Origin of the sequence: Paenibacillus sp. YIM B09110 (genome assembly GCF_037167145.1) — a bacterium.
Classification (GTDB): Bacteria; Bacillota; Bacilli; order Paenibacillales; family Paenibacillaceae; genus Pristimantibacillus.
Window position 1 is genome coordinate 242,314 of the sequence record NZ_JBANSP010000003.1, and the last position, 18,688, is coordinate 261,001.

An 18,688-nucleotide genomic window follows, 5' to 3' on the forward strand; every position below is an offset into this window, starting at 1 on the left:
GCAGGCGGTACAAAATTTAAAGCAAATTCATTAATATTGAACGCTGTATTGCGTCTGGTCAATGACTACAATGAATACAAAAGATAGCGCTTACTTACATTTACTGAGGGGGAACCGGAAAATGGATACAGTAGTTGCGGTATATACAGGCCAAGGGCTTGCTGAACCGCTGAAGAAGCAATTCGATGAGCTGCTGCCGGGCGTACGGCTTGTCAACATAATCGATGACAGCTTGATCGCCGAGGTTGTGCGCGAGGGAGAAGTCACTCCAGGCGTGAAGCGGCGTCTTATGCAATATTATCAGAACGGCGCCGACCTGGGTGCATCGATTATTCTCAATACTTGCTCTTCCGTTGGCGAAGTTGCTACTAATGCGCGGCCTTTTTTCAACATTCCACTCGTGAAGATCGATGAGAGCATGGCTGTGGAGGCGGTAGAATCGTACCAAACGATAGGCGTTATGGCGACGCTGCCAACGACTTTGCAGCCGACGATGCGGCTGCTGCAGCAGCAAGCTGAGCTTCGCGGCAAGTCGGTGCGGTTGATCGACGGCCTTGCTGCCGGAGCCTACGATGCTCTCGTTAACGGCCGCCCGGATGAGCATGATCGCATCCTTATGGAGACAGCAATCCGTATCGCGGAACAAGCAGATGCGCTTGTGCTTGCGCAGGGCTCGATGGCGCGCATGGAAGCGCAGCTTGCGGAGATTATCGGCAAGCCTGTGCTGTCGAGTCCGCGCCGCAGTGTGATGGAAATCAAGAGATTGCTTGAAGCTAATAGGACAAATCGCTGATGTTTACGGAGAACTTACCGAAAATATTGTACGGAGGAGACTATAACCCAGAGCAATGGCCGCGTGAAATATGGGATGAGGACATGCGGCTGTTCCAGATCGCCGGCGTTGATATTGCCACAATCAATGTTTTCTCGTGGGCGCTTAATCAGCCGGATGAGAACACGTATCGCTTCGACTGGCTGGACGAGATGATGGATATGCTTCATGCACAGGGGATTAAGGTCTGCCTCGGTACGTCGACAGCAGCTCATCCTGCATGGATGGCAACGCGATACCCCGATGTTACGCTGGTCGAGTATGACGGCCGCAAGCGCAAGTTCGGGCGCCGGCATAATTCTTGCCCGAACAGCCCCACCTTCCGACTCTATTCGGAGCGGATGGCGCGCAAGCTTGCGGAGCGTTACAAGGATCATCCTGCATTGCTGTTATGGCATGTAAATAATGAATACGGTTTGAGATGTTATTGCGACAACTGCGAGAAGGCGTTTCGCTTATGGCTGCAAGAACGCTACGGCACGCTGGAGGAGCTAAACCGCGCCTGGTATACAAGGTTCTGGGGGCATACGTTCTACGACTGGAACGAAATCGTGCTCCCGAGCGCGCTCAGCGAGCACATAAGCTTGAGCAATCCGGATGATACCGCCTTCCAGGGCATTTCGCTCGACTATGACCGCTTTAATTCCGATTCCATTCTGGCATGCTATAAGCTGGAGCGTGACGCCATCAAGGACGTAACTCCGGATGCGGTTGTGACAACGAACTTTCAAAGCAACGGAACCTATAAGCCGCTAGATTATTTCAAGTGGGCGAAGGAACTGGATGTCGTTGCGCTCGATATGTATCCCGCAGACGACATGACCCCGAGCCAGATGGCGATGCGCTACGATTTGATGCGCGGATTGAAAGGGGGAGACCCGTTCATGCTGATGGAATCGTGCCCGACCCAGCTTAACTGGCGTCCCCGCAATGCACTGAAGCGTCCCGGCGTAAACCGTCTGTGGAGTTATCATGCAATCGCTCGAGGCGCGGATGCGATTATGTACTTCCAACTGCGGCGCTCGCTCGGGGCATTCGAGAAATTCCACGGGGCCATGATTGATCATGCCGGCCATGAGAATACCCGGGTATTCCGGGAATGCGCCCAGATCGGCAGCGAGCTTCAGAAGTTAGGCGATACTTTGCTGGGCGCGCGTTCAAATGCGCGGGCGGCGATTGTGTTCGATTGGGATAACTGGTGGGCGATTGAGCATTCCAGCGGGCTTACCGTGGATCTGCGCTATGTCAAGGAAGTCGAGAAGTATTATGACGCCTTCTACAGCCGGAATATACCCGTTGATATGATCGGCGTGGAAGCGGATCTGGCTGATTATGACATTGTGGTTGCTCCGGTGCTGTATTTGATCCATCCAGGTTATGCTGCGCGATTGGAGCAATTCGTGGAGCAGGGCGGCATACTAGTTTCCACGACGTTCAGCGGTATCGTGGGCGAGTCCGATCTGGTTACGCCTGGCGGTTATCCGGGCGAGCTTCGCGAGCTGCTTGGCATATGGGTGGAAGAGATTGACGCGCCAATGGCGCATCAGAGAAACCGCGTCGTCATGACATCGAAGCTTGGCGAGCTGGAAGGCGCGTACGATTGCGGCGTGCTCCGCGATGTCGTTCATTCCGAAGGAGCAGAGCCGTTCGCCGTATTCGAGCGCGACTTCTACCAAGGCTTCCCTGCGCTTACGCGCAACCGACGCGGATTAGGCGAGGCGTGGTACGTAGCGACCTCGCCGGAGCCGTCTATGCTTAGCGGACTGATCGGTTATTTGTGTGACAAATGCGGCATACGGCCATTGCTGGATACGCCTTCCGGCGTAGAGGTGTCCGTCCGTGTCAAAGACGGCAAAGCTTTCCTGTTCTTGCTAAATCATAACGAAGCTGCGGCGGAAATTCAGATAGGTGCGGACGCCTATGTGGACTTGCTAAGCGGCACGACGCACGAAGGCGGGCTGGCGCTTGCCGCGCTGGATGTCCGGATTTTGACAGCCGTTCATGTGTAATGCACGCAAGGTTGATCAAACACAACAAACAGGGGAGCTGAACCAATGAAAGACAATACAGGCGGCAATCCGATGAAACTGTGGTATCGCCAGCCGGCTGATGAATGGGTCGAGGCGCTCCCGGTCGGCAACGGCCGCTTGGGCGGCATGATCTATGGGGGTATCAAGCGCGAGCAAATTGCGCTCAACGAGGACACGCTGTGGTCTGGCACGAAGCGGGGCGCAGAGCGCGAGGAGCCGTTGCGTTATTTGGAGGAGAGCCGCAGACTCATCTTCGCAGACCGCTTCAGCGATGCTCAAGCGGTTATTGAAGAGCATATGCTGGGGCCGGCGGGCCATGCGTTCCAGGCTATGGGCGATCTGGAATTGGTCATGAGCCATCCTTCCACAGTGGAAGAATACCGGCGCGAGCTTGATCTTCGCACGGGGATGTTCCGGACCGAATATGTATCAGGCGGCGTGCGCTTAACACGGGAGGTGTTCGTGTCAGCCGTCGATCAAGTGATGGTGGTGCGGCTCGAAGCCGATCGACCGGGGGCAATCGGACTGGAGGCGGCACTCACCAGTCGTCTTAATTACGGCGCCCGGAAATCCGGAATCGATCGCATTATTCTGACTGGCGCAGCGCCAAGCCTGCTCGATCATGAGAAAGAGCAATCGGAAGATACGGTCGTCTACGAGGAAAATAAAGGAATCCGGTTTCAGGTTCATCTTCTGGCAATCCCTGAGAGCGGAAATGTTGAGGCACATGGCGGAAGGCTAGTTGTCAAAGGAGCGGATGCGGTAACGCTGCTGCTGACCGCTGCGACCAGCTTTAACGGTTTCGACCATGATCCCGCTTTAGATGGGCTGGACCCTGGGCCGCGTTGCGCAGCATGGTTGAACGAGGCGGCGAAGTTGAGCTATGCCGAGCTGCGGGAGCGTCATATTGCGGACATCACGCCTTACTTCGATCGCGTGACATTGGAGCTTGACTCGCCATGCCGCGATGACATCCCGACCGACGAACGGATTGCGGCAGTACGGGCCGGCCAAGCGGACGAGCGGCTCACTGAGCTTTTTTTCCAGTTCGGCCGCTACCTGATGATAAGCGCTTCCCGTCCCGGCACGCAGGCGACGACGCTGCAGGGTATATGGAATAACATGACGAAGCCGCCATGGTCTTGCAACTATACGATAAATATCAATACTCAGATGAACTATTGGCCGGCTGAGGTGTGCAATCTTGCGGAGTTCCATGAACCGTTATTCGATTTGCTGGAAGATCTGCGAATCGCCGGAGCGCGTATGGCAGAGGCGTATTATAACTGTCGAGGCTGGGCTTCGCATCATAACGTCGATCTATGGCGTAATACGAGTCCGTCACAAGGCTCGGCAAGTTGGGCGTACTGGCCGATGGGCGGCGTATGGCTGTGCCAGCATTTGTGGGAGCACTACGCATACGGCGGCGATCAGAACTTCCTAAAGGGCAAGGCATATCCGATCATGAGAGAAGCGGCGTTGTTCTGCCTCGACTACTTGGTGGAGGACGGTAAAGGCAATCTCGTCTCGGTGCCGTCGACGTCTCCGGAGAATACATTCATAACTCCAGATGGACAACGGGCGGCGGTAAGCATGAGCTCGACAATGGATATTGCTCTTATTCGCGAGCTATTCACGAACTGTATCGAGGCTGCGCGTCTTTTGGAAACGGATGCTGAATTCAGTCATTCGCTGCAGGCTGCACTGGAGCGGCTGCTTCCGCTGCGTATCGGTCGGCACGGCCAATTGCAGGAATGGTATCGCGACTTCGATGAAGCGGAACCGGGCCATCGTCATACCGCCCATCTATACCCGTTGCATCCGGGAAATCAGATTACGGTTCGCGGTACGCCAGAACTGGCTAAAGCCGCCCGTGTCAGCCTCGATCGTCGCCGCGTGTACGAAGGCGAGGATACAATCGGCTGGTGTTATTCGTGGAATATTAGCATATACGCCCGTCTAGAGGATGCGGAAATGGCGCATTCCTATTTGACGAAGCTGATGGGCAATCCATTCCCGAACCTGTTCAATGCGCACCGCCATCCAAAAATAACGTTCTATCCGCTTACAATCGAAGCCAACTTTGCGGCTTCGGCAGGCATTGCCGAACTTCTCATGCAGAGCCATGCCGGTGAATTACATTTGCTGCCTGCGCTGCCGAAGGCTTGGCCTTCCGGCCGGATAAGCGGTATCCGCGCCCGCGGCGGCTACGAGCTCGATCTGGACTGGGCAGACGGGAAGCTGCGAAGCGCGGTTATCCGAGTATCTCAATCTGGACGTTGCCGAGTGCGCACATCAGTTCCGATTGCGGTTGAAGTCGCAGATTGGGAGAAGGTAGAAGAAGGCGTAATCGCGTTCACGGCCGAAGCTGGCCACAGCTACAAGATTCTTCAGATCTGATTGAATCCCAATCGGCCAATGGATAAAGTTTGCATCAAATACATCTTTACAGGACACCATATGGTGTTATATTATGAATTAGGACACTGAATGGTGTCGGATCATAATATGTGAAAAAGGATGTTGATACGGATGCATATACTAACCATCGTTCTTCAAAGTTGGCTGCTTTTCTCCATGGCTTTTTTTGGCGGAAGCAAGCTTGCAGGAGCCAGTCATCAGGTCGAACTGTTTGATTCGATTAAACTTCCTCAATGGTTCCGCGTCATTACGGGTTACGTTCAGATTGTTGGATGCATGGGGCTCATTATCGGTTACTGGTATCCGGAGTTTGCCGCATGGGCCGGAATAATGATCGGCATTATGATGTTATTCGCGTTGCTCTCGCACTTCAGAGTTAAACATCCGATCGGAAAAATGATACCGGCTTTATTGAACCTCGTGATTTCTATTGCAGTAGTAATCTTATATGCAGACGAACTGTCCTATCTTTTTTCGTAAGTTCATAGCTAAGGTGTGAAAATACCACGTCCTCTGGTCGTGGTATTTTATTGTTTTTTAATTGTAAGATTTTATGTGTATAGTATACTTATTATGGAATGATTTTAAGGAACTAGTAGAGGATGATAGAGCAATGAATGATTTGTTGAAAAGGAATCTCTTAATGAAAACGATAGTCACCTTACTGCTATTCTCACTAATGATGCAAACACTACTTCCGGGGGCTGGCAATACGGCTTATGCCGAGGGGGCCGAAGAAACAAATCAGAACGAAAACTATGTGACAAGAACGGATACGCATGGGAACTTATTCGCTCAGAGAGCGGATATCGCCGGTCAAGACGAATATGATTTGGAGAATCGCCAGAGTGACTTACAGACGTCAACGACTAACAACCTTACATCTAACGTAGAACGGTCTCCTTATGAAGTGAAAACCGATGCGGACGGCCAAACTTATTCTGTACCAATCTCGCATGGCTCTATAATAACGACAACAGCAACTGATAACGACCAGATGCTGCAACCTACAATCGAGCAAATTCAGCAGCCGCAACCTGAGATGGACTATACAATCTCCGACGAGAATGGAGTGCGAGTTGCTAGAAAGGTATCGTCGGCATCGTTGAGCTTGGAAAATGAATCCTCTTCAACCGGTGTCGATCTCTTGATTAAGGGGGCGAGGAACCCTTATGTACATGCGAATGTCTACGTGCTCCAAGAGACAGGTTACAACATGTTGCTTAATGAGCCATATGAGTTGGAGAGCACGGATGAGGGGCTTATCGTTCATTTTCCGAATCTGGATTGGGACAAATGGGACAAGTTTTTTATTGTCGGGCAGATAGTATCGGATACGCGCAATCATTTTGTACAGATGGTGGAGTCGAAGGATGCGGGTACCTCGATAACGATCGATCCTTCCCTATTTAGTAGTATTCATGCGGAGCTCCCGGCTGTAAACGAAGGCTGGGAGGATGATCATCTCGCCTTCACGCTTACGGATGAGTACGGGGTCGCAGTTACGGCTATCGAGCTGTCTCAGGGTGACTTGCTCAGCCCAGGGTTGTACAATGTTCAGTTCAACGCTCAAGGTGACGATACTTCGTATCTGCTGTTCAAGAAAAATATAACGGTAGGCGGAAACGAGACGACTGTGACGTTCGAGCAAGATGAAATATCTCGCATTCCGGTTACACCGGAAGGATCGGGCCTGAAGCTGAGTTCTTTTTTTTCTATATATTGGGAGGGGTACAATTCTATACGTGCCGCTAATGCTGAAGGAAAGCAGTACATCGGTGTAAGCCAATTTATCTACGAATCCATAGACATGCAATACTTATCGGAATCCGGTTATAGCTATGGATTCTACAAAGCCAAGTTCAACCCGGCGACAACGCCGAGCTTGGCGATTGATCTGAATCTGAACATGACGATCAATCCGTACGAAACGGAATTTATGCCAGGCGAAGAGTTTTATAACGAATTGGAAATCCGAGATGGTCTTAGGCTTATGACTCTAAATGATCTTACGGATCAGCATGGAAACCAGGTACCAGTCCAAATTATTTTTAGTAAGAACGACACTATTTATAGCGAAATAATGTCAAGTAGGTATTACCCGATTGTGAAGTTACCGGTTGATCCAGGCAGCTACGAAATGACCATTAAGCTCAGTGATGACTTGCCAATAACGGCATCGGCAACCAAACTTATTACTATCTTGGCTCCGGATTTATCCTTTATCATACCGGATAATTCGGGAGATTTTCATGTTAACAATGTTTCCCTATCTATGAGAAACAATTGGGGAACAAGCACAGACTATGGTTACGATGGGCAGAGTGTTTCTTATGTCGCTGTACAAACGGATCAGGGCATCAGGATCAGTACATATACCAATCTTGATAAATGCAATGAGTGCTATGTCAAAATCGAAACCAATAAACACAATATCATTCAACAAGTATCAGTCACGGATAAGGGCATCCCGATCCTAGTTGATTTGGAGGAACTTGTTCCTCTAACCATAAGCGTGCCTTATGCGGATGAAAGCTTCGAGACAAACAGCGTGGTCTTAACATATCTGGATGAGAACCAAAAAATGATCTCATTCACAGAATCATCAAACAACCTCTTGACTACACCGGGGCATTATAATATTCAAATAAACGGGTTTGATAATAGTCATGCTTACATGCTCTTTAAGCAGAATGTTTCGCTCTCGGAGAGAAGTCATTCGATTATGTTTCCTAAATCGGAGGCATCAAATTTACATTTTCAAATGGATAATCAATTGTTAAATACGCAGTATCTTTATCCTTCTTTTTCTAATAGCGCTGTCTATGGATTGAATCTAGAGGGAAGAAAAGACGTTTATCTGACGAATAATGACTATTGGTTATTCATGAATTTTGAGGATGAGGAGAACTGGCAGTATTACTATGAGAAACCTGAAGCAGATATTCATCACGATCAGGTCCTATCTTACGATACCTCGTACAGCATCAAGACGAACTTGGAAAAAACACATTATGTTAGTGAAATTTTGTATGATAATGAAATCTCGGTTGTTGATCAATATGGAAATTGGCTCGCCCAGATATACAATTCACGTTTGGATAAAAGTCCTGCATTTCAGGCTGAATTTGAGGACGAATCCGGTCATGTCTCTACGCAGTCAGTACCGTTATCGTATCTGAACATCGAGGTGCCTGATCAACTTGGCAGGAATCAGCTTACCTTATCCGTTAATGATTCTCCGATAGCGATTCAACCCGCGACAGCGGAATTGGTTATCAAAGCGTTTGGTCAATCGATGCTGCGTTTTTTCATACCGGATGAAGAGATTACGCAAGCAGATGCCGTTTACGCTTACAGTAAGGAATATGAATCCGGCTACTCATTAGAAAATACTACAATTACGCCGGTTGATGGCGGAACGATTATTGGCATCAATCACGAAATTTGGAATGAAGATGCTGAGCAATTCATGGCAATCAGTACGAACAAATACATGTTTAGAGTGCCGATAAGCGAGGAGCAAATCGGAGAGATTATTCCAATAGACACAAGCTCCTTCGTACCTGTGACAACTACTATAGCGAGCACAGGAAAAGGGTTCCAAATTAATACACAGACTTTCAATTTCCTAGACACTTTAGGAAGACCTGTGGCGGCTTTAAACGTTTATCCCGATGCGAAAATTCAGCAAGGCGTCTATAATGTCCAGGTAAACGCTCAAGATGACGACAAAGCTTATATGTTGTTCAAGAACAACGTTGTGGCAGGGACAGCTGGGGCGAATATTGTTTTTCAAAAGAGCGAAATGGCGTTGTTAAAGCCGCAAATGGCCGACAAAAACATGCAGGTAGAATGGTTTGCCGCGCTTAATTCGGATACTTTTATGACCATTTATTATTTGCGCTTGGATAAGCTGAAGCCTATTTATTTATCCAAAGATAATTACAACTTTAACTTCCTATTCAAAAATAGCGATTGGACATACGGGTACAACAGCAAATCGATCGATCTGACTAAAGATCTAACGCTCAATATGGATACGAAACTCAAAGCAAAGCTGTCACTGCGGAATAAGTATTATGATCCGAGAGAATATTTGGAATATCCCGATTTCAATTATGTTTACGACAGTTACAATAATCGATTAGACGAGCTGCATTCTCCTGCATATGAAAGTTTCATTACCTATGAATATAAAAATAGGTCGACGGGCGAGATGATTACGCTTCGGGAAGATTATCTTGGTTCATTGAGGTTTCCCGAACAAGAGGGGGTATACGACCTCACCTACCGTGTAGGCGGACCGGTTAAAGTTACGCCAGCAACGGCTATAATCAAAGTCGGGGAGGGGCCTGCCGTAACAAAGCTAACGGTCTCGAAACCATCACTGACGCTTGAAGGCGTCGGAGCATTCAGCAAGATTACAGTAATGGCCTATTATGCCGACGGAACGAAACGGGATATCATCTATGATGGAAGATGGAGCTCGGATAACGATCAAGTGGCTGAAGGTGACTACTTCGGACAGATATTGGCCAGAGGCGTCGGAAAGGCTAATATTACGGTGTCTTACAAAGGAAAATCGTTGACGATTCCAGTTACTGTTATTGAGAAACAGCCTGTGAAACTGACGGCTTCAACGACAAAAGTGTTGGTTCGTCCAGGTGCTGAGAAAGTCGTCAAACTAACGGCGACTTTCAAAGATAAGACGCAAGAGGAAGTAACAAGTAGTGCTAATTGGTCCTCTTCCAAGCCAGAGATCGCGGAGATGGTGGACGGCAAGCTAGTCATCCACGACTACGGTCAGACGGTGTTGACGGCAGAGTTTCGGGGTAAACGAGCTACGATTTCTGTCGATTCCAGTGTGAGAAGTCTGACTGTCGGAACGAGCAGCAAGCAATCAAGCGTCAAATCCGTCTCGCTGTTACCGGGAGATGAGCTTCAATTGATTGCTAAAGGAGTGTTCAGCGACAACAGCAAGGCAGAAGGTGTTTCCCATATGGCGACGTGGTCCGTCTCGGATCCTTCTGTACTGAGCGTCGAAGCGGGGAAGGTCCGAGTGAAGCAGTTCGGAACGGCAACAGTAACAGCAAAACTCGGACAAAAAAGTGTAATGATTACCATTAATGCGAATGTTAACAGGATGACTGCTTTAATCGCGAATAAAGCAATAACTAAACCTGTAATTATGAAGCTAGGAGAAAAGAAACAAATGACGTTGTCTGCTGCGCTGACGAGCGGAACGAGGGACGTAACGAATGCAGCTAAATGGACATTGGTTTCGGATACATCGGGCGGTACAATCACGGTTAACAAAGGGCTCATTGAAGCGAATGGTATTGGCAAAGCGACGGTAACAGCAGAATATGGCGGGAAAATCGTTACAATCGTCATCGATACGACGGTGAAGTCGATAGTGACGGACAAGAAAAACGTATCGCTTAAGATAGGCAAAACCCAAAAAGTTAAGCTTACAGCCACGATGGCCGATAACTCGAAAATCGATGTGACCGGCCTTGCACTATGGTCATCAGCGGCCCCTGAGACGGCGACAATCGCTAATGGAATAATAACCTTACACAAAATAGGTCAAACGACAATAAGCGGAACATACGGCGGTCAAACTGTGACCATGACGGTAGTTGGCACGAAGTAAATAATAGTCCTAATAACAAAAAGCCCCGATCGGGGCTTTTTTGTATGTCTATGTTTCTAGCCCAGCCGCACTATATTCCCGTTGCATGGTAGAAGAGAGTCTTTGGATAAACTCCGTATCCACAGTGATCTTTGTCTTGATCTGATCTTTGGAACCAATGGATTGAATGAGCAAATCGACTGCCAAATAAGCAAGGCGTTCCTTGGCGACATGGACGGTTGTCAGCTCTGGCATGACGATCCGGGCTTCCGATATATTGTCGAAGCCGACGATGGACACATCTTCGGGAATTCTATACCCCAGCTCGCTAAGCGTCTTAATTGCGCTTATGGCAATATAGTCGCATTCGCAGAAGAAAGCGGTAGGCAGCGGTTTGCCATCCGCTAAGTAGGCCGTAAGCTGCTGTTGTAACGCCTCTTGCGAGGATAGAATGGTCGGAGCAACGGAGAAGATGCACTGGTCAGTTACAGTCAGACCTCTTTCGCGCAGAGCGTCGTCGAACCCCTTCTTCCTCTCATCGAAATTTTGTATCCGCACATTGGAAGCGATATAACCGATATTTCGATGACCGTAATCGCATATGTGCAAACCCGCTTGATAAGCCCCCATCACATTATTAATGCTCACAAAATGGACAGGAAGCGTCTCGAAGCAGTTGTCCAGAACGACAAGCGGGATTGAAATGCCTTCAGCGATAGCAGCTACTTGGGATTGATTCAGATTGGTTCCGAGCAGAATGACTCCGTCACTGCGTTTCTCCTCTTCCAACGCTTTGATTTTGTCCATAAACTGCTCTTGTTCCACAGATGTATAAATGAGTGAAAAGCCGCTTTGCCGGCATCTTTCCTCGATAAAGTGAATGAGCTCGCGAAAGAAGGGCTGCTGATAGTACTCCTCAAGCACGATTCCCGAGTTTGCAAAAGCCAAGAAGGTTAAGGCATGTTGGGCAGGTTCTGCTTCCGCAGCTTTAGCTTTATGTTTATAGCCATATTCCTCTGCAATTTGCCAAATACGCTCGCGCGTTTCTTCGCTGATTCCTTGTTTGCCGTTCAAAGCAAGCGATACAGCTGCTTTCGATACGCCTGCCAGCTTAGCGATATCCTCCATTTTCATAGCTATCTATCTCCAATCAAATTAAGGATCTGTTTAGTTCAGTTTAGTTTACACGAAAGTAAAGGTTTAAGCAATATATAAGCGGTTTTCCACTTAACAGTTTAGTCAATCAACTAAATATTTCACTAAAAAACAAATAAATTCGTTGACCGTATGGCTGAATGGTGATAAATTGAGGTTGAGTTTAATAGATATCAACTAAACTTAATTATCAAAGTAAGCAACTATTAATTATTTGTTAAGTTCAATTAAGGGGAGTGCGGCTGTGGAGAAACTTAAGCTGGGTTATGCGCCGACTAGACGTTTTGTATTCAGCGCGGAGGACGCCTACAAGTATAAGGTGTTGATTAAGGAGAAAATCGAAAGCTTTGGCATGGACATCGATATCGTCGACCTTGAAGGGATTAATCAGGAGGGGTTGCTGTACGACGACAATATCAATGCAGATCTGATCATTGACCGTTTTAAACAAGAAAAAGTAGACGCCGTAATATTCCCGCATTGCAATTTCGGCACAGAAGATACAGTTGCAAGAGTAGGTAAAGCGTTAGGCAAGCCGGTACTATTATGGGGACCAAGAGATGAATCGCCCCTAGAGGACGGCATGAGGCTTCGAGATACACAGTGCGGACTGTTCGCAACGGGCAAAGTGCTCCGCCGATTCAATGTTCCGTTCACTTATGTAACGAATACTAGAGTGGATGATCCGGTTTTTGAACGCGGATTTACGAACTTCATTGCGGCTTCGAACGTGGTGAAGCAATTTAGGAAATTGCGTATTTTGCAGATCGGGCCGCGCCCGGCATCCTTTTGGACAATGATGTGCAATGAGGGTGAATTGCTTGAGCGGTTCGGCATTGAGATTCATCCGATTACGCTCGTGGACATTCAATCGGAAACGAAACGGATCGAGAAAGGCAATAGCTCTGAGCTTGCGGCTTGTATGGACTATATTAAAGAAAAGCTGGATTGGTCGGAAGTTACCGAGGCAGATGTAAGAAGAATAGCGGCTTTGAAAGTGACAATGAAAAATTATGCAATAAAAACGGGAAGCTCGGCAATCGCGATTCAATGCTGGTCGTCGCTTCAGGACGCCATGGGTATCATGCCTTGTCTAGCTAATGCAATTCTAACCGACGAACAAATTCCAGTGACCTGTGAGACCGATATTCATGGAGCGATTACATCTGTTATGGTGCAAGCGGCGACCATGAATCAGCACCCGACCTTCTTCGCCGATCTAACGGTTCGCCATCCCGAGAATGCGAATGGGGAGCTACTATTCCATTGCGGGAACTTCCCGGTGTCATTATCGGTCGAGAATCAGCCGAAGCTGCGCAAACATTTTCTATTCGATGACCATTCCCCAGGAACGCATGAAGGGGAGATTAAAGGCGGAAATATGACGCTTGCGCGTTTCGATGGGGATCACGGCGATTACCAATTGTTCTTGGGGCGAGCTCGCGGTATTCAAGGTCCTTATACTCGGGGTTCGTATGTGTGGGTAGAAGTAAACGACTGGCCGTTATGGGAAGAAAAGCTTGTGAAAGGCCCTTATGTTCATCATTCCGTTGGTATACACGCAAATGCAATTCCAGCTCTATACGAGGCTTGTAATTATATCCCAGGATTGACGCCGGATCCGGTTGACCCTACGGAACAGGAAATTCAGGCATGGCTTCGCGGCAAAGGACTATAGAGAGAAGGAGGAGGAAGTCAGATGGAGATAGCAGCTCTTAAAGGAAAAGCGGTGCAAATTCGGATGGATCTTCTACGAATGATCCATAGCGCCAAGACCGGACATACTGGCGGTTCGCTAAGCAACACCGATATATTAACCGCTTTGTATTACGATGTGATGCAGCTGAATCCGAAGGATCCAAAGTGGGCCATTCGGGACCGCTTCATCGCTAGTAAAGGCCACTCGGTGGAGTCGTTATGGTGCATATTAGCCGATCTTGGTTTTTTTCCGAAAGAGGAATTGGATACGTTCAGCCGTTTCGGTACGCGATTAATTGGCCACCCGAACAACAAAGTACCGGGCATTGAGATGAATACGGGCGCGCTCGGACACGGTCTCGCTATTTCGGTCGGCATGGCGCTAGCTTCCAAACGCGATGGATTAGGTTATCGGGTATTCTGCCTCATGGGCGACGGGGAGCAAGCTGAAGGCTCGGTATGGGAAGCGGCTATGGCAGGCGCACACTATAAGCTCGATAATTTGGTAGGCATTGTCGACCGCAACTGCTTGCAAATCAGTGGATCAACCGAAGAAGTGATGGGACTTGATCCACTCGATGACAAGTGGGCGGCATTTGGCTGGAATGTCGTTTCCATTGACGGCAATGACATGGAATCGCTGGTGAAGGCGTTCGAGGCTGTTCCTGGAGTACCAGGAAAACCGACGCTGATCATGGCTAATACGGTGAAGGGTAAAGGCGTTTCTTTTGCGGAAAACATACCGCACTGGCATCATCATGTACCGAATGACGAGGAACTGGCGAGGGCGCTTGCAGAGTTGTCGGCTTCGCTGGAATCCTGCAAGCAGGAAGGGAAGGTGTAGCGGTTATGAGCAATAATATACCAAACAGACAAGTGATTTGCGAGACTCTTCTCGATCTGGCCAAAGAGGATAAAGATATTTTGGTGCTGACCAGCGACTCTCGGGGTTCGGCTGCAATGGCGCCCTTCGCCAACGCATATCCGGATCAATTCGTCGAGGTTGGCATCGCGGAGCAAAACATCGTCGGTATTTCGGCTGGTCTTGCGCATAGCGGGAAAAAGCCGTTCGTTGCCTCTCCTGCTTGTTTCTTGAGCATGCGGAGCATCGAGCAGATTAAAGTCGATGTCGCTTATTCGGCTACGAACGTCAAGCTGGTGGGCATAAGCGGCGGGATTAGCTATGGAGCATTAGGCATGTCGCATCATTCCTTACAGGACTTGGCGGTTATGCGCGCTATTCCGGGACTTACTGTCGTCATGCCCGCGGATCGCCACGAGACGAAGAAAATGACGGAGGCACTCGTTGCGTATGAAGGCGGCGCATATATCAGGATTGGGCGTAACGCGGTAGAGGATGTGTACGATTCCGATGATTATGAATTTACGATCGGCAAAGCTGTAACGCTAAGGGATGGAGCGGATGTTACTTTCATTGCATCCGGCGAAACGGTACGCATCGCTTTGGATACGGCAGACGCACTCGAAAAGGAAGGCGTCTCGGCCAGAGTCATTAACATGCATACGATTAAGCCGCTCGACGAGGAAGCCATCATACGAGCAGCGCGCGAGACCGGCAAAATCATTTCGGTCGAAGAGCATAGCATTCATGGCGGATTAGGCGCGGCCGTTGCAGAGGTTGTCGTCCAGCACCATCCCGTGCCGATGCGCATCGTAGGCATTCCGGATGAACCGGCTATCGCGGGAAAAACATCAGAAGTGTTCCGCCACTATGGAATCCATGTCGACCATTTGAAACAAATCGCCTTCGAGTTGCTAGGCAGGTAGAGGATGGGTGAGTATGGATAACTATATTTTGGCCATCGATCAAAGTACGTCCGCGACGAAAGCGTTGCTAGTGAATCGGGATGGAACCGTGGTTGGCAAGAGCTCGTTCGAGCATCGGCAATATTACCCGAGGCCTGGCTGGGTGGAGCATGATCCGCTCGAGATTTATGAGAATGTCAAACAAGCTGTAATCGATGTATTGCAGCAAACGCAAATTAAGGCAACCGAGCTAGCGGCGCTTACCATTACGAATCAAAGGGAAACGGCGGTCCTGTGGGATCGGGTCACCGGCGAGCCGGTATATCGCGCTATCGTATGGCAATGCCAACGTACGGCAGAACACTGCGCTGCTTTGAAGAATGAGGGACAGGAGACGGCCGTCACCCTGAAGACCGGGCTAATGATCGATCCGTATTTCTCAGCAACCAAATGGAGCTGGATGTTGGACAATGTGCAAGATGCGAAGTCCAAGCTTACCGAAGGCAGGCTGATGGCTGGCACGATCGATTGCTGGCTCATCTGGAAGCTGACAGGCGGGAACGTACATGCAACCGATTACACGAATGCCAGTCGAACCTCCTTATTCAATATTCATACGCTGCAATGGGATGATGAGTTGTGTAAGTTGTTTGGCGTTCCATCTTCGCTGCTTCCGTCGGTGAAGTATTCTGACGAGGTGTTCGGGTATACCGAAGAGAACGATTGGCTAGGTGCGCGTGTACCGATCTCCGGCATTATCGGTGATTCCCAAGGAGCGCTGTTCGGAAATCTATGCTTTCATGAAGGCATGGCTAAGGCTACTTATGGGACGGGAACTTCCGTGCTGATGAATGTGGGTACTCTGCCTGCCGCTTCGGGAAATGGACTCGTTCAAACCATTGCTTGGGGCTGTCAAGGGAAAGTGACCTATGCGCTTGAAGCTATTATTCGTTCTTCCGGCGACAGCATCAAATGGATTCGCGATAATTTAGGCTTATTTGAAAGCTTCGAAGAGATGGACCGGTTGTTGCATGATGCGCCAGATAACGAGGGCGTTTATCTTGTACCCGCTTTTGTCGGCCTTGGCGCACCGCATTGGCAGCCTAATGTAAGAGCAGCTATTACAGGAATGAATCGAGCGACAGGAAAAGGACATATCGTTAGGGCAGCCTTAGAAAGTATTGCCTATCAGGTATGCGATGCCTTGGAACTGCTTCAGCAGATTTCTGGCGTGGAGATGGGCGAACTTCGTGCAGACGGCGGGGCAGCTGGCAATCCTTTACTCATGCAGTTTCAATCCGATTTATTAAATAAAAAAGTCGTTCGGTCGGACGTTATGGAGCTATCTGCATTGGGCTCCGTTTATTTTGGCGGTCTAGCAGTTGGCGTGTGGGGCTCTGTGCAAGAGATCGAATCCAGCGTCCGAGGTTATCAAGTATATATACCGCAGATGGATGCGGCAGCTCGGGACAAATGCTTGGCAGGCTGGCGGCATGCGGTCAACACTTTGCTTGAAGGCGCAGGCTGAACGATGAAGCGTTATAATTGAAAGTGTATTCAAATGACTAAGCAGTCTTTATCTATTTTAGGAGGTTTATGCGATGAACTATTCCAAGACTGTTGAACGATGGTGCGTATTCGAGATTGAATTGGAATCGGCAACAACGTTTGCTAAGCCGTTTCAAGATGTCAGGTTGGAAGCTTATTTTCGAAAAGATCAAACAAGCCAAAAAGTATATGGTTTCTATGACGGCGGATCAACGTGGAAAATTCGCTTTATGCCCGAGGAGGAAGGGACATATAGCTTCAAACTTTCCTCCAATCAGGAGGAGTTCAACGGATTAACAGGGGCATTCGAAAGCACGAAAGCACAGAAAGACAATCACGGCCCAGTCCAAATTAACGGGAAACATTTCAACTATGCGGATGAAACACCGTTCTTTGTTATGGGAACGACGGCATACGCATGGACCTACAGACCCGAGGAGATCCGGCAGCAGACGCTGGAATCGTTCTCTAAATATGGTTTCAACAAGATTCGGATGCTCGTATTTCCCAAGTACTACAGAGGCGGCGTAAACGACGTAAATGTATCCTACGATCCGCCTGTCTTTCCTTTCGCCGGACAATCAAATGATTTTGATTTCCAAACTTTGCTTCCGGAATACTTTCAAAATTACGAGGAACGCGTGAAGGAGCTAATGCGGCTTGGCATTGAGGCGGATGTGATCCTGTTCCATCCCTATGATTGTTGGGGCATTGATCGCGGCATGCAGCAAGAGGATGAACTTCTGTACGTCAAATACATGATTGCAAGATTAGCGGCTTTCCGTAATGTGTGGTGGTCGTTGGCAAACGAATTTGATATTTCCGAAACGTTAGACGGGAAGTTTTGTATCGGGATGGATCATAAAGATTGGGACTTAATTGGAACGTACATTCAAACGAACGATCCTCACAATCATCCGAGATCCAATCATAATATACCTTTGGGATCCGCTTATCCCAAACGGGATTGGATGACACATGTGTCCTATCAGCACCCAGATACGTATACGTTGTTGCTAGAATTAAAGAACGACTATAATATGCCCGTCATCAACGACGAGTACCAATATGAAGGAAACATCAAGGATGATTGGGGCAACAGCGATGCGGCAACGACCGTGTTTCGCCACTGGCTGTCGGCTATGGCAGGCGGGTATGCCTCTCATGGCGAGGTGTTTAAGATTGAGGGGAATGACCAAGATTTGTTCTGGTCATACGGTGGGACGTTGGTTGGAGAAAGCGGGCCGCGTCTCAAATTTATGAAGCAAATCCTCGAATCTTGCTCGTATCAGGAAATGGTAAGAGACAGGCGCAATTCGGAAGGTCATCATTATTTCGCCCTGCACAAAGGCATCGAGGAGTATCTATTTTTCTTCCGTTACGATCTGCCAGGTAAAGGTTTATGGTATGGGCCGTATGACGGCACTGAACCTGAGTACGAAGCCAAAATTTACGATGTGTGGAATTGCGAATTAATAGAGGAGAAAGTCATAAAGATGGGTCATCGTTTCCCTATTAAGGAATGGACGGCGGTTCACTTAAAGAGAATTTATGATATTCTGTAATTGTATAGGACATTTTGTTCTTGTTACTAGGGGG

General features: G+C 48.7%; 11 protein-coding genes. 10 read left to right on the plus strand and 1 reads right to left on the minus strand.

What is annotated here, in order from left to right:
* Window positions 1-121: 121 nt before the first annotated feature.
* The 5 genes from V8F51_RS05665 to V8F51_RS05685 all read left to right on the plus strand — a co-directional run bounded on the left by V8F51_RS05665 (window position 122) and on the right by V8F51_RS05685 (window position 10,942).
* Window positions 122-793 (plus strand): aspartate/glutamate racemase family protein, encoded by a 672-nt coding sequence (locus V8F51_RS05665; RefSeq protein WP_337099118.1) that lies wholly within the window; start codon window positions 122-124, stop codon window positions 791-793.
* On the plus strand, window positions 793-2,841 hold the full coding sequence (locus V8F51_RS05670) for a beta-galactosidase (RefSeq protein ID WP_337099119.1): 2,049 nt from the start codon (window positions 793-795) through the stop codon (window positions 2,839-2,841). Before V8F51_RS05665 ends, V8F51_RS05670 begins: the two co-directional genes overlap by 1 nt.
* 45 nt (window positions 2,842-2,886) lie before the next feature.
* Window positions 2,887-5,262: a glycoside hydrolase family 95 protein gene (locus V8F51_RS05675; protein WP_337099120.1), complete on the plus strand. Its 2,376-nt coding sequence runs from the start codon at window positions 2,887-2,889 to the stop codon at window positions 5,260-5,262.
* A 132-nt stretch (window positions 5,263-5,394) separates the two neighbouring features.
* On the plus strand, window positions 5,395-5,763 hold the full coding sequence (locus V8F51_RS05680; protein ID WP_337099122.1) for a DoxX family protein: 369 nt from the start codon (window positions 5,395-5,397) through the stop codon (window positions 5,761-5,763).
* Window positions 5,764-5,962: 199 nt separating this feature from the next.
* The gene (locus V8F51_RS05685) at window positions 5,963-10,942 is read left to right on the plus strand and encodes a hypothetical protein (RefSeq protein WP_337099124.1); all 4,980 of its coding nucleotides are present in this window, start codon (window positions 5,963-5,965) and stop codon (window positions 10,940-10,942) included.
* Between the two features lie 48 nt (window positions 10,943-10,990).
* Here the strand turns inward: V8F51_RS05685 and V8F51_RS05690 are convergent, their stop codons facing one another.
* Window positions 10,991-12,055 carry a LacI family DNA-binding transcriptional regulator gene (locus tag V8F51_RS05690; RefSeq protein WP_337099125.1) on the minus strand — a complete coding sequence of 355 codons (1,065 nt, stop codon included), beginning with the start codon at window positions 12,053-12,055 and terminating at the stop codon, window positions 10,991-10,993.
* A gap of 265 nt (window positions 12,056-12,320) precedes the next feature.
* Here V8F51_RS05690 and V8F51_RS05695 point away from each other — a divergent pair, with 265 nt between their 5' ends.
* From V8F51_RS05695 to V8F51_RS05715, 5 genes are all read left to right on the plus strand, one after another.
* Window positions 12,321-13,754, plus strand: a complete 1,434-nt coding sequence (locus V8F51_RS05695; RefSeq protein ID WP_337099126.1) for an L-fucose/L-arabinose isomerase family protein — start codon at window positions 12,321-12,323, stop codon at window positions 13,752-13,754.
* Window positions 13,755-13,775: 21 nt separating this feature from the next.
* A complete protein-coding gene (locus V8F51_RS05700; RefSeq protein ID WP_337099127.1) occupies window positions 13,776-14,618 on the plus strand; it encodes a transketolase in 843 nt (280 codons plus the stop codon).
* A gap of 5 nt (window positions 14,619-14,623) precedes the next feature.
* The gene (locus tag V8F51_RS05705) at window positions 14,624-15,562 is read left to right on the plus strand and encodes a transketolase family protein (protein ID WP_337099128.1); all 939 of its coding nucleotides are present in this window, start codon (window positions 14,624-14,626) and stop codon (window positions 15,560-15,562) included.
* Window positions 15,563-15,575: 13 nt separating this feature from the next.
* The gene (glpK, locus tag V8F51_RS05710; protein WP_442956404.1) at window positions 15,576-17,069 is read left to right on the plus strand and encodes a glycerol kinase GlpK; all 1,494 of its coding nucleotides are present in this window, start codon (window positions 15,576-15,578) and stop codon (window positions 17,067-17,069) included.
* 73 nt (window positions 17,070-17,142) lie between these two features.
* Window positions 17,143-18,654, plus strand: coding sequence for a DUF5060 domain-containing protein (locus tag V8F51_RS05715; protein ID WP_337099131.1), 1,512 nt, complete (start codon window positions 17,143-17,145; stop codon window positions 18,652-18,654).
* Window positions 18,655-18,688 lie beyond the last annotated feature (34 nt).